Raw genomic sequence first — 228 nt, 5'->3', positions numbered from 1 at the left:
AAGGAATCCTCCGAGGTCGCCAGCACCTCGTTGAACCAGCGATCGCCGCTGCGATCCCAGCGCAGCGACCAGCGGCGGTCATAGTTGTCGGTGACCGAACCATGCGAGCGCGCCGTCGCGCCGCCGAAGCCGTACTGGTTCTCCTGCCGGTCCTGGAAGGTCAGCGCCAGGTGGTCGCGGTCGCTTGGGGTGAGGTCGATCTTGGCGAACCACTGGTCCTGCTCGAAG

Annotated in this window: 1 protein-coding gene; it reads right to left on the bottom strand. The window is 66.2% G+C overall.

From position 1 onward, the window contains the following. Positions 1–228, bottom strand: a 228-nt coding sequence (locus SB660_RS24415; RefSeq protein WP_410585250.1) for a hypothetical protein, incomplete at both ends; no start/stop codon positions are given.

The organism is Bacillus sp. SIMBA_005 (genome assembly GCF_046535585.1).
Taxonomy (GTDB): domain Bacteria; phylum Bacillota; class Bacilli; order Bacillales; family Bacillaceae; genus Bacillus; species Bacillus pumilus.
Note: the sequence above shows the minus strand (reverse complement) of the source record. Positions and strands in the feature narration are given on the sequence as shown.